The 14,453-nt window shown below is 35.3% G+C and carries 8 protein-coding genes and 1 pseudogene; all 9 read right to left on the reverse strand.

Going from position 1 to position 14,453, the window contains the following annotated elements; all coding sequences use genetic code 11:
* Window positions 1-312: 312 nt before the first annotated feature.
* Window positions 313-1,278: a metal ABC transporter solute-binding protein, Zn/Mn family gene (locus tag SPD53_RS14225; protein WP_336252967.1), complete on the reverse strand. Its 966-nt coding sequence runs from the start codon at window positions 1,276-1,278 to the stop codon at window positions 313-315.
* Window positions 1,279-1,593: 315 nt separating this feature from the next.
* Window positions 1,594-2,451: a metal ABC transporter permease gene (locus tag SPD53_RS14230; protein ID WP_336252968.1), complete on the reverse strand. Its 858-nt coding sequence runs from the start codon at window positions 2,449-2,451 to the stop codon at window positions 1,594-1,596.
* Window positions 2,452-3,195, reverse strand: coding sequence for a metal ABC transporter ATP-binding protein (locus SPD53_RS14235; RefSeq protein ID WP_156855757.1), 744 nt, complete (start codon window positions 3,193-3,195; stop codon window positions 2,452-2,454).
* A gap of 475 nt (window positions 3,196-3,670) precedes the next feature.
* Window positions 3,671-5,239: a BCCT family transporter gene (locus SPD53_RS14240; protein ID WP_156855756.1), complete on the reverse strand. Its 1,569-nt coding sequence runs from the start codon at window positions 5,237-5,239 to the stop codon at window positions 3,671-3,673.
* Window positions 5,240-5,552: 313 nt separating this feature from the next.
* Window positions 5,553-7,637: pseudogene (locus SPD53_RS14245) on the reverse strand (copper-translocating P-type ATPase).
* An 869-nt stretch (window positions 7,638-8,506) separates the two neighbouring features.
* Entirely contained in the window at window positions 8,507-10,015 is a 1,509-nt protein-coding gene (locus SPD53_RS14255; RefSeq protein ID WP_336252971.1) for a TniQ family protein, read from the reverse strand.
* A 111-nt stretch (window positions 10,016-10,126) separates the two neighbouring features.
* On the reverse strand, window positions 10,127-11,278 hold the full coding sequence (locus SPD53_RS14260; RefSeq protein WP_336252972.1) for a TniB family NTP-binding protein: 1,152 nt from the start codon (window positions 11,276-11,278) through the stop codon (window positions 10,127-10,129).
* Between the two features lie 157 nt (window positions 11,279-11,435).
* On the reverse strand, window positions 11,436-12,443 hold the full coding sequence (locus SPD53_RS14265) for an integrase catalytic domain-containing protein (protein WP_226371210.1): 1,008 nt from the start codon (window positions 12,441-12,443) through the stop codon (window positions 11,436-11,438).
* On the reverse strand, window positions 12,444-14,453 hold a 2,010-nt coding region (locus SPD53_RS14270), incomplete at its 5' end, for a Mu transposase C-terminal domain-containing protein (RefSeq protein ID WP_336252973.1).

Genomic DNA, 14,453 nt, shown 5'->3' on the forward strand with positions numbered 1-14,453 from the left:
TAATAATGCAGACATCCACATTATACCCACGTAGGTATATTTAATGGTAATAAAATAGTCGTTTTTTATAACGACGTTTCGAAGATGTCTTTCATTCATTTCCCGCTGATTTAGCTTAGCGGAAAATCAATTCATGATTCATCATATACCCCACCGGGTAAAAAGTCAACTCTTTAAGCTTTTACTTTTTTAAATCATTTTTCAAGCTTCAACTTCAAACTGATTTAGCAAGATTGATTCGTAGTCAATATACAAAAACCCCAGTCAGCAGCTTCCTTCTCTACTAACTGGGGTTTATTCATCTTTTGTTCTTTACTCCCTTAATCCATCCGAGATTACCTCAATATTATATTCCAAATATTTAACATACGTATCCGCTTCGCTGCCTTTCTCGCCGATTTCATCTGAATAAATAGGCTTTTCATAAATTGGAATTCCCGTTTCATTTGATACGGTTTCCATTGGCCGCGTGTCCACATTCGACTCGACAAATAGAGTACGAACATCATTTTCTTTGAGATAATCTACAAGTGATGTGATTTGTTGCGGAGTCCCGTTTTCCTCCGTATCTACAGCCCAAATATAAGCTTCTTCTAACCCATAACGGTTTGTCATATATTGGAAGGCTTGTTCGCTTGTCACAAGAATACGTTTTTCTTCTGGTATTTCATTTATTTTTTCCTCATATTTTTTATCGATTTCTTTCAACACTTCGAGATACGCTTCCGCCCGTTCGCTATATTCTTCCGTGTTGTCGGGATCGATTTCGATTAATGCATCCCTCATATCTTCAGCCATGTAGATGCCTACAACGGGATCGATAAAGGTATGTGGGTTGACTTCCTCTTCCACACCTTCTTGATCTTTACCGACATACATCGGTTCAACTCGCTCGGTTAAACTAAAGACTTTATCTTCATCCTGATTAACCGAATCAATCATTTTCATAAACCATCCATCACTGCCGCCTTCTAAATTCATTCCATTATAGAATAGGATATCCGCATCTGAAGCCTTCTTAATATCCTCAGGAAGCGGCTCATACTCATGAGGATCAGTTCCTGTTGGGACCAAGTTGTGCACTTCCACGTTATCTCCACCAATTTCCTTCGCTATATCCTCAATAATCGTAAAAGATGTAACAACCTGTAATGGTTTATCGGTGTTTCCTTCCGAATCACCTGCCCCATTTTCTTCTTCACTTCCGCAAGCTGCTAATGCAAATAGAAGCACACTTGTTAGGATTAATCCTAATACCTTTTTTCTTGTCTGTTTCATTTTTTCACATATTCTCCCTTCACATTAGCACAGTTTCCAGTTTGGTAAATGCCAACAAAAGTCCGTGACACGGCTTTACATGGAGAGGCGGGCATCGGAGGGCTTTACGCCTTGTGAAATCGGGGTTTAACCGGTTTCCTCTTTCACAACATTCCATGCCCGCAGAGGCTTCATACCAAGCCACAAACGTATAATTGTAGTGAATTTGTACGTTACACTTGAATTCAGCTGAAATAACATGAAAATATCTGTTCTGATTTGCGATAGATCATCCGTTTTTGGCTCGAATAGTGTGCAACTTTACAATATTAGTTTTTAACTTTTTGCAGTCCTGCTCCTCATTGTCTTCAACATACGCCAGATAAGGCCTTGCTTTGGGGCGAATAAAAATGCTAGGACGAATATTCCTGTCGCCGCTAAAGCGATAATAGGCCCTGACGGCATATTATGCAGGAAGCTTATATATAACCCAATCACAGAAGCTAATGCTCCAAAAAATGCTGCAAGAATAACCATGAACGATAATCGATTTGTAAGTAAATAAGCTGTTGATGCCGGAGTAATCAACATTGCTACGACAAGAATCACTCCAACTGTTTGTAAGGAAGCAACCGTGACTAGGGTTAGTAATATCATAATACCGTAATGGATGATCCGTGTCTTCAATCCATAAGCCTGTGCCATCGTCAGATCAAAACTCGAAACGAGTAATTCTTTAAAAAACAGCAGGACTGCTGCGATAACGATGATACCAACAATTATCGTCATCCACATATCGGTGCTCCGAACAGATAATACATTCCCAAATAGTATCTGTGTTAAATCCGTAGCACTTTGGGCTGCTGTTATTAATACAATTCCCAGTGCAAACGCAGCGGAAAAAACGATCCCTATCGATGAATCAGTTTTAATCCGACTGTGTTGATCGATGAATCCTATACCAAATGCTGCTAATATACCTATCGCGACAGCTCCGTAAAAATAATTAATCCCAAGCATATAAGAAATCGCAACCCCGGGTAAAATGGCATGGGAAATAGCATCTCCCATTAAAGCCATGCCGCGGAGGATAATGAAACTTCCTACAATCCCGCAGATTATTCCTACTACAATCGAAGTGACAAATGCTTTTTGTAAGAACTCGTAGTTTAGTAAATCTTGGATGAACTGCACTTACACTCCAACCTCCAATCCACCAGCCGTCTGAAATTTCGTTTGATAAGCTTTTTTCATTATCTCCTCTTTAAAGACAGCTGTTACAGATCCTGCACCATACAACTCTTTGTTGATGATAATAATCTCATTAAAATAATCTTTTACTTTTGCTAAATCATGATGGACGACAAATATCGTTTTCCCTTCATTTTTTAAACCTTTTAGGATATTGATGATGATTTCTTCACTCGCAACGTCAATCCCGACAAATGGTTCATCTAGAAATAAGAAATCAGCATTCTGTGCTAATGCACGTGCTAAAAACACACGTTGTTGCTGACCGCCAGATAATTCACCAATCTGACTTTTGGCATAATCCTGCATTCCGACTTTTTCCAAACAAGCCATTGCCCATTCTTTATCCGTCTTTTTAGGTCTGTGAAACAATCCTAATTTCGGGTACGTCCCTAATAGCACTGTATCTTTTACAATAATTGGAAAATCCCAATCGATATTCGAACGTTGCGGAACGTATGCAATTTTCTTTCTCTGTTTATGAATTGGCTGTCCATCAATTTCAATCTCGCCAGATTGAGTCGGAACTAATCCAAGCATTGCTTTTACTAGTGTTGACTTGCCTGCACCATTTGGTCCCAATATTCCAATTAGGCTTCCTCCATCAAAAGTAAAACTAATATTCTTCACAACTTCTTTATCTACATAAGATACACTTATATTTTTTACAGAGATTTTATTAGCCATATATTTTCCCTCCGATATATCCATCGACTTAGCCATGGAAACAAAAGTTTCCCGCACGCAACAAATGGGTAAAAAAAAGTAAACTTGCTTTTTTTATATAATTTGACCATCCGATATAATAACTTAATTTTATTATATTCCTTTTGTAGTTTGATGTCAACAACTAATTTTGCCTATGGCAACTTTGGATAAAGTGAAACTTCATTCAGCGGAGGTTTCCTTACCAACCCGACTGAATGTTAGTTGAACCGAATCAGGGATTTACGGACTGTTTTATCCCCCACCTTTACATACCGAGCTTCCCTCATGTTTAGAACTGGGGGTATTACAGACCGTTAATGCGTGTACAAAAGGGCGCCCATACTTTTGCAAAAACCATTGAATAATATGTTCTTCTGCCGACCCTATGCTTCTCCAGCATTCATTTACAAAGCAGGGACACAGGGACTGCTTCCAATCCCTATGCCCCAACTTTTTATTTATCTTGTTCGTTTTTTGCTTTGTTTATATATTCTCTCCAGCGTTTTTTATCTGGGGTAATGGTTAGCCCCAAGTATTTCCTCTCCTGATTGGCATCTTTATAAAGTGATATCGTCATTAATATAACGACGACACTAAATGGCAGTGCGGAGATGATTGCTGCAGATTGTAATGCATTTAATCCCGTTTCTCCACCGGCTAGCAGCAATATAAAAGCGATTGCCGACAATGCTAGTCCCCATATCACTTTTATAAATCCTGCAGGACTTAACGTTCCAAAGGCTGTCTGCATACCTAGAACGAATATGGCAGAATCTGCAGAAGTAATGAAGAACGATGCTATAAGTATAACCGTAAGAATTGATAAAAGGAGGCTTAAAGGCAGTTCATTTAAAACTCCAAACAACTGAGTCTCCGGTGGCATGTCAAATATCTGCGGTGCAGATTGCGCTACATCAATACCAGTCAGACCAAACGCGCTGAACCAAAGGATACTTACCAAAGTTGGAACGAGGAGTACCGCCAATACAAATTCCCGGATCGACCTGCCACGGGAAATCCTTGCAATAAATATACCTACAAATGGACTCCAACTCATCCACCAGCCCCAGTAATAGATCGTCCATGAATGCATCCATTCTCGTTTTTGTGGATCTAATGGTGCAACGTCCAAACTGTTAAATATTAATGAATCAAGATAAGCGCCAGTCGTAGAGGTCATCATATTAAGAATAAATAACGTAGGCCCAAGAATTAAGAAAGCAATAAGTAAGAGAGCAGCTAAGATCATATTTAAATTACTTAAATATTGAATCCCTTTACTGATTCCGCTCCATGCACTATAGATGAATAATACAGTTACAACGGCAATGATGATACCTTGAACCAGCTGATTGTATGGTAAACCAAAGAGATAGTTCAGCCCACCATTAATTTGCATCGCCCCTAATCCTAAAGAAACAGCTACTCCAATAATGGTTACGAATACGGTTAGCACATCAACCATCGTTCCAATTGGACCATCTACCCTATCTCCTAAGACTGGACGCAACGTTTTAGATATTAAACCAACCTCACCTTTTCTAAACTGTGCATAAGCTAATCCAAGTGCAACAATGCCGTAAACCGCCCACGGATGAAATCCATAATGCAGAAGAACCGATTTCATTGATTCTGCCAAAGCAGCCGTTGTTTCGGGTTCAGCACTAGGTGGTGCGAGAAAATGGGAGAGTGGCTCAGATGCGCCGTAAAAGACAAGTCCAATCCCCATCCCTGCACTAAACAACATGGTAAGCCAAGATACCGTATGGAACTCTGGTTCATCATGTGGCTTCCCAAGTTTTAGTTTGCCGATCGGGCTAATACCTAAAAATATACAAAAGAATAAAATTACCGTAAAAACGGTCATATAATACCAGCCAAACGTGTCTGAAATCCATGAAGCAACAGCACCAGCAATATTTCCAAATTGCTCAGGGAATACAGCACCCAAAAGCACTAATATCCCAACAATGATAGATGCATAAGTAAATACACTTGAGAATTGTTTTTGTTTTCCACCCATATTAAAGTTTCATCCTCTTCGAAAACCGGGACAGGGGGTCAGAGCACTTGTCCCAGCTTAAATTAACGATAACAATATATTAACAATTTATATAATCATTCACAAGGTTTTTCCGCCTATTGTTCATATTGCCCATAATAAAAGAGCCATAAACATTATTTTGCGAATGGCTCTATTTGGTATATTAGATTCTTTGCAGTATGATACAGTAACGCGAGAAGTGGTAAGTACAGGGAGGAAAAATCTATCCCCTAACGTACTTTTCAACAATAAGAAAATGGGGCAAAACATTTACTGCTTTGCCCTCCCTTCATTAATCAATCTTCAATAATTGAGCATTAATTGCAACAATTATCGTACTTAATGACATGACGGCAGCTCCAATGGCCGGCGTCACAAGAATACCAAAATTGATTAATACACCTGCTGCTAGTGGAATTGCTACTATGTTATACCCCGATGCCCATCCCAGGTTCTGGATCATTTTTCTATAGCTTGCTTTGGAGAGCTTTACAATATTCAGGATATCAACCGGGTTACTGTTTACTAAAACAACATCTGCCGTTTCGATAGCAACGTCTGTACCCGTTCCTATTGCAATACCCAAATCTGCTTCAGCCAAGGCGGGTGCATCATTGATTCCATCACCAATCATCGCAACTTTATTATTATCCTCTTTTAATTGTTTCACATTACTGGCCTTCTCATGTGGAAGTACTTCTGCAATAACCGTTGACATGCCGAGTTGTTCACCGACATAGTTTGCAACACGGCTATTATCCCCAGTCATCATCACCGTTTCAATGCCGCGATTATTCAGTTCATTGATGACGTCATAAGAGGATTCCCGAATGATATCGGCTAATGCAATCATGCCTTGTAATTCATTATCCTTTAATATAAAAATTACTGTTTTGCCTTGTTGCGCTAACTTATCGAATGTTTTTTCATCAAAGTCAACTTGATTCTCCCGCATTGCTCCCGGGCTGATCGCTGCAATTTCCGAACCATTCACGTCAGCAGTCAATCCTTTACCGGTTAAGTTTTTATAATTTGTAACGTCGTATAGCTCTAAATTGCGTTCTTTCCCTTCCCTCACAATCCCTTTAGCAATTGGATGGTCGGACTGTGTCTCAACGGAATAGGCCAATTTCAATAATTCTTCTTCACTAACATTGTTGCTTGGATGAATATCCGTAACACCAAAGTTTCCTTCCGTAAGTGTACCTGTCTTATCGAAAACGACACGATCCAATTTCCAAGCACTTTCAAATGGAATCCGGTTCCGAATTAACAAACCTTTCTGCGCAGCAATCGATGTTGATCGTGAAGTAACTAATGGCATTGCAAGGCCAAGTGCGTGCGGACAAGCAATGATTAGAACGGTAACCATTCGTTCTAATGCAAATTCAAAGTCACTTGTAACAGCCCAATATAGAAGCGTGATGATCCCCGACACTACAGCTACATAGAACAACCATTTTGCCGCAGTATCTGCAAATCCTTGTGCTCTTGACTTCGTACTTTCTGCATCACTTACTAGTTGGATGACTTGAGCTAAATACGTATCGTTTCCCGTTTTATTTACTCTGATTTTTATTACGCCATCCCCATTAACCGATCCACCAATTGCATCCATTCCCAGACCTTTTTCAACTGGAACAGACTCACCTGTTAACATGGACTCGTAGACAGTAGATTCTCCTTCAAAGATTTCTCCATCAAGCGGTATTTTTTCTCCAGATTTCACAAGAATCTCATCTCCAGGGTGTAACTCTTCAACAGATACATCGATAATGTTTCCGGAAGCATCAATCTAATCTTATGTGCTTCTTTCGGCATCAGTTTAATCAATTCTTCCAGTGCCTTGGAAGCACCCATGACCGATCTCATTTCAACCCAGTGACCTAACAGCATAATAACGATTAGCGTAGCGACCTCAAAGTAAAAGTCGCTTCCTGCAATAAAGAATGCAGTTAATGTACTATAAACGTAGGCAGTTACAATCGCTAGGGAGATTAACAGCATCATTCCGGGTGTTTTTTCTTTTATTTCATCCCAAGCTCCGACTAAAAACGGTTTACCTCCATAGAAGAAGACGATTGAAAGGAGGAATAATAATACCATGTTCCCAGTAAAGGTTGCTTCGTAGTTGAGTAGCATTTGAATCATCGGTGACAGATAGGTTATCGGTATTGCTAAAACTAAGGATACCCAGAGTCTTTTCTTAAAATCCTCAATCATATATTCATGGTGATCCGCATGACCACCGTGTCCACCGTGATCGTGTTCATGATGCCCGTGATCATCATGTGCAGTGTGGCTGTGGTTCTCATGATCTGCATGTTGAACTGTGTTCATGATGGTCTTTGTTTTTTCCATTACCTTGCTTTTCCACTATTTTCACTCCCCGTCTCGTAGTATTTGAAGACTCTATGCAACTTATTCCATTTTCCTTATCTCAATCATAACATACAATACCCCCCTTTAGTATTAATTAAACAAAATAAGTATCACAAAATTGTGCAGACTTTGCGCATTTTTGTTTTATATAACCAATACCCCCTGTAAAATTTATGTACCACTTATAGCCAATTAGCCAATACCCCAAACGGTTATAAAATAGTCATCGATTGGAAAACCCTCCCCCAGTAGATTTTTCCCCTTACATTCCTTACATGCGAATCAACAGTCTTTCCTTCTGTTTCAGCCCCAGAAGATTAGCATCAATGTAACGGATAAATAGTAGTTATAGATGTGTTTATCTTTGCTAAATTCATGATTTCCGCCACCCTTCTTTGATTGCGCTTACACATTTTTAATCTTAAAACTATTTTAAAATAAGCAAGGTATAAATGAAACCATCATTTCGTAAGGAATGATGGTTTCATTTTCATACTTTATATTGGACGAATCATAAGTTTAGCATTTTATTTTTTCTGTAGTGTACGAATCAAGCTTGAAGTCTTATTTTAAACTGTGACGTAAAGCATATAATTTCCTAGTAATAAAGCATATAACTTCCAACCCTAGAGCCACAAGGTATCTCAGCTCTTTTTAAAAGACTTATTAACCCAAAAGACTACTGCCATTCAAATACAATCGAGTAATAACCTCTTTTTTCTACTTTTAGGAAGCTTTATGCTTTACAATTTTATTTTAGGAAATTATATGCTTTACATTTCTATTTTAGGAAACTATATGGTTTACTTAATTTCAGAACCCTTTTACACTCAATTTTAGAATAACAATTGTAGAATTAAATATTCAATTATATCCTAAACTTTCCAATGCCTCCTTCCAAGCCTGTTTTACCCAGTCTTTTCTAAATAAATGTTTATTTTCAAGATTCTCTTGTACCTTATTTGAACTTGGATAAATTCCTTTTTGATGTAATGTATTTATAATTTCTTTAATTTCTCTTTTTATAATTTGAACTCTCTTCCTTTTCATTTCATGAATATACTCTTCATATCGTTTAACCACCTTTTTACATAAATTAGGGGCAACTCTTTTTGCGGTTATTAAAGCTATACCATAATCTCTTGAAAACTGATTTAAACTTATAGGAGTATCTTTACTTAGACAATCTATTAACATTTCTTCAATTTCGATTCTTATTTTTCTTATTCGTTGATCTCTAAAGGAATTATAGTTTTCTGTTATCTTTTCACATAATATAGGAAAATTCCCTTTTGCAGTCGGTACATAAAAGCCATACTCTTTGGATATTTTATTTAGACTTTTTGGCTCTTTTGAATTGACCTCTTTCTTGAGCCTATCTTCAATTTCACTTATTGAGATAGACTTCTGTTGATGAAGATAGCTATCTTTTTTTATTTCAAGCACTAGCTTTTTATTATTGTCATAAATCATCTCATAAATAGTTAACCCAATTTTTCGAGCAATTTTTAAAAGACTTTCACTTGAAGGTTGTCTTCTCCCTTTTACCCATGAATTTACTGTTCCTGGATTTAACTCTAAAATATTTGCCAACTTTGCTACACTTTTAATATCTAATTTCTTCATTAATCTATTTAAAAAGTTTGAAATAAAAACTCTTGTTGGGTAAATTGATTGCTTTGATGAATTTGCAAGCAATTCCTTATAATTCTGGTAAATAAATGTATCTTCCTCGGTTAAATTTTTTTTATTAAATACCAATTTATCTCCTAACCACGATCCACAATATTGACAATATCCAACCTTTAGATCCTTATGCAAAAACGGTAAATTTCTTTTACAATTTGAACACTTGTCGTGCAGTACTACTTCATGTACTTCGCATTTTTTTATATCAGAAATATACCAAATTAGCGGTTCATATATAATCTTAGAGTTAGATTTCATTATATTTAAGCATATTGGACACCATTTCCTATATCTACTAAAGAGTTTTTTTGAAAAAATCCCCTGCCAATTTAACATAGTCAAACTACGTAGATCATCTCTATTAGTTAGTAATTCCAATGCATTACAATATTCTAAAGTAACGGGACTATTCTCATTAATAAAATGTGAGGTATCCTTAATTATTCCTTGTCTAAGTTGATCTTTTAAATAATCTATATTTAGCATAGGTGCAATTACTTTACTCAGCAATGGTGATACAGCTAAATTATGATTTTCCGCGATTCTAGAAATATAACTTGATAGACTTTCTACATAAGGTGTGCCAATTCCAATCGGCTTAATATTATATAAATCTGTTCTACTGGATAAAAAATTATCTACTATCCTTTGTTCATCTGTTAAACTACTTAAATATAAATTCATTACTGATTCCTCCTGATGTATGATAATACGTTAACAAGCAAATCTAAGAAATAAAAAATTGAGCGGGAAATACCCACTCAATTTTTCTTTAATATTTTATATCCCCTAAGCTTAGGCCAATCCTACAGTATCCCTTTCTGGTTTTCTAATTCCCGGCTTAGGATTATTTTTTCTTTTTGGTTTTTCATTATCTTTCTCATTTTTAATTCCCAGCAAGGTTTGAAGCTCACTTTTGTCTTTTTTATTATCACTGAAATAGTACTCTCCAGTAATTGCCTCTTTTGCTAGTGTTAAAAGCTTTTTTGTTTGTAAAGCATTTCTTTTCAAATTTTGATAGGTAATAGTTTTCTCTTCTTTTTCTATAGCATCTGAAAGACACCTTTGCAACCAATTCTTTAAAATACCCGCACACCCAATGGAATTCTCATATATATATTCCGAGTACTTCTTTAAATCAGGTTCCTTCTCCACAGGTAACAATTTCTGAAAGGTCAATAATAAAGCTTGAAAGTACCTTCTATCTTCAGCATTGGTATAATCATATCTCGGAAAGTGAATTTCCTTAACCCTTCTAGATAACTGACCATCTAAATTGAAAACAGCATTTAAATCATAAGTCCCAAATAAAACAATTTTTGTGGTACTCATGTTTGCTAATGATTTAATAGAATTAAATTGTCTCTGGTTCTGTTCACTGCTACCCCTTTTTTCTGAATTAATTTTAAAAAAGTGCTGTGCTTCATCAATTAGAAGTGCTTTTGTTTTCCTGTTAAAAAATGCACTCTCTATTGATCTACGTAGCTCTGGCGCAGTATTTGCATTAAGGGGGTTGTTACTGTTACTTTTCTTATTTTTCCTATTTTTCTTTTCAATATCAGTAACATCAATCTTATAGTCAATTAATGGATCCTTTAATGATGAAAGAACTCTATAATAGAAATCTTTCCAATTGAACTTACCTAAATCTGGATTTGGAAGCTCAATGCCAGAGATAGGGATAATGCTTCTATCTTTCTCAGTTTCTTCTTTCATATCTTTAAGAACAGATAACGTCGTTGCAGAAAAAAGTCTGGATTTCCCAACTCCTGATGGGCCAACAACCATAATGATGTTTTGTGATCCTTTATAAATTTCATTTTTTAATTCATCTGAAACTTGTTTCATTTTTGTATGACTAACAGTAAAATCATTAAAAAATTTTTCTCGTTCTTTCTTAGATTTTGTTAAAAGCTCTTCTTCAAATAATCTTTGTTTTTTTGTCACCTAAACTAACTCCTCTCAGTCCCACGATCATCATATACGGTCTCTGAACAATTGAATCCCCCATAGTTACTTTATTTAATTAGGTGTTTCTTCATTATTAATAATCTTTAAGTCAGGCCTTACAGCTTATAATTTTGTCCATTCTCCGTCTTACCATTTAAATACTTGTAACACTAAGTTGGCATCGAATCCATTGATTATTAACATACGCATATAATATTCCAGTATTGAGCGGATCAAATTTAACCTCAACCTTAGTATACTCAAGCATTGGATTGTTAAATTGTTTGCACCAATAATATAAATAGTTTAATTTAATCCCCCGTCTTGGATGAACTTTTCTAGTTTTACCTTTTGGAGAAGGTAGTGTCATCAAAATAAATGTTTCGTCATAAGGAATATAGATATTCGGATGTCCAGATACCTCAAAAGAATTAAGAAATGCTTCTTTGGGACTTTGTTGAAGTGATGGATTTATATAATTGTCATATACATAATTAATCCAATTTTCAAGTCGTTTATTTAAGGTCTCAAGTGTCCATACTACATGGTTTTTAGGGTTCACAGAATTATTAACCTGCTGTACATTTCTTGTGTTTCCCATAAGGTTATGGATAAGGCATTTATTTGTTAATCCAAATAATCTTTCTACCACATTATTAGACCCCGCCTTTGCAGGTGGTCTTTGTTGCATATGAATTCCATAAGTTTCAAGAAAAACTTCAAAATCAACACTATTAAATTCCTTTCCACCATCTAATACTAAAGTTTTTGGAAGTCGGTTATATTTTTTTACACACTTCCTAATAACCATCATACAACTATTGTAAGAGGGTTCTTCAAAGGTTAGATAAAAAGCAAGAACCCTTCTTGAATAATCATCAATCATTAGTGTTAACCAAAGTTGCTTAGAATGCCTACCATCAATATCTACTTCTATATCTAATTTAGTATGGTCAATGTATACTAATTCGAAAATACCTTCAGCATGTTTCAAATTAGTAAATTCTAGTTCTTTATAAAATCCCTCATATTTATATAAGGTTCTTCTTTCCTTTCCAAGCCCATACTTTTGCTCATTTGTAATTCCATTTAATGAATCTTCTCGTTTATTCTTAGATTTTGATGAAGGGTATTGTTCAAGTAATCTTTTTCCTTTTGTCACCTATATCAACTCCCCAAATATCTCAAGATCGTCATCATCATAAATATCATCTGTTTCATTAGAATTACTGTCATTCACATTTTCATCATTTGAACTATCGTTGCTTCCATAAACCTTTAATTCTGGATTAGTTGAAGATAAATTTTCGTATACTAATTCCTCTTCTTTTAATTCAGATTCAATAATATATTGTGCAATCATTTTTGCTGTCACTGTATTGTTTTGTGAATATAATTTATTCTTTTGCCTGATTTCTTCTGTAATAATTTTCATTTGTTTTTCACTTTTACCATATAAATATTTGTAACCTTCAGATTGGCATTCTACCCATTGATCTCCTACATATGCATATGCAATTCCAATATTGAAAGGATCATATTTTACTTCAACTTGGAAATTTTCAATTTTTGGATTTCTGAATTGGTCACACCAATAATATGAATATGATAATTTAATACCTTTACCCGGATGTACTTTTCTAGTTTTCCCTTTTGGAGATGGTAATGTCATTAAAATAAAAGTATCATCATAAGAAATATAGGTTTTCGGACGACTTCCAGAAACATTAATTGATTCTTCATATGCCTCTTTTGGACTTTGATGAAGTGATGGATTTATTTTATTGTCATAAACTCTATTAAACCAGTTCTCAAGGGATTCATTTAAAGTTTCTAGTGTCCAAATTGCATGGTTTTTCGGATTTACTGATTTAGTAACTTGTCTTACATTTTTTGTTAATTGCGTGTTTCCAGCAAGGTTATGAATAAACAGTTTATTAGCTATTCCGAATAATCTTTCCACATCATTTCCATATCTTGATTTTGCAGCAGGTCTCTGCTTCTTGTGAACACCATAAAAGGCCAGTAAAGACTCAAAATATACACTATGAAATTCTTTTCCCCCATCCAGAACAAGGAAGTTAGGAAGTCGGTTATAATTCTTTACACATTCTCTAACAATCATCATACAACTGCGATATGAAGGTGGTTCAAATGTTAAATAAAAGGCAAGTACCCTTCTAGAAAAGGCATCAATCATCACGGTAAGCCACGGCCGCATGGTCTTATGACTAGTAAGTTTTAATTCAATATCCAGCTCAGTATGATCAATATGCGCCAGTTCGAAAACACGCTCCCCATGCTTTGGAGTAGTAAATTCTAATTCAGTATAAAATTCCTCAAACTTATATGCTGCTCGTCTTCCTTTTCTAGATTCTTCTACCTCATATTTAGATAGATTATTAATCGCGGTACACAATGTTTGGTATGATGGTGGATCAATATTAAGTTCTTCACATTTAACTAACAATTCTCGATAAACTTGTTTCGCTGTTTTAGACTTTATGTTTTTATAACTTTGATTAATTACATCATTCATTATTTCTTCTGTTTCCGGTGGCAATTTCGAATTTTTATTTCCTTTTTTTTTTGTTTTGGGAAGAAGTCCGACAAAACCATTTCCATATAATTCTTCTGCATCATTGTATTTTTTTACCCAATTTCTGAGACTTCTTCTAGTAACATTTAAATCAACATTTTCTCCGTTTAGATATTTTGTAACAATTTCATATTTCTTATTTGCCTCTTCTAAGTCCTTTTCACTAGCTTCTGCAATCATCTTGTTTAATTTATTACTTTTTTTATTGTTATTACTTTCCACAGCCTTTATATAACCTTCTGATATATAGGATTCAAACAAGTGGATTGGTAATTCAGCATGTTCATTTGTACTTTTTGAATATAAAAACACTTTTTTATTGCCACTGTAGTAATTTAAGATAGTCCAAGCACTATCTCCCCATAAAATACTGTTCCCGTTTTTTATTTCAATCATCTTAGGTGAAATTCTTTTTCTACTTGATTTTTCAATTATCGAAAAACCCTTATGCTGTTCTTTATTTAAATATACCTTTACACTCTCTGGTTCGGTTATTAAATCGTTGTACAAATCAATATAGATGATGTTATTTGCTATTAAGTCATATATATCATCAGAGGTATATTGTTCCTC

The sequence above is a fragment of the Oceanobacillus sp. MO10714A genome (genome assembly GCF_037072045.1).
Taxonomy (GTDB): Bacteria; Bacillota; Bacilli; order Bacillales; family Amphibacillaceae; genus Oceanobacillus; species Oceanobacillus indicireducens.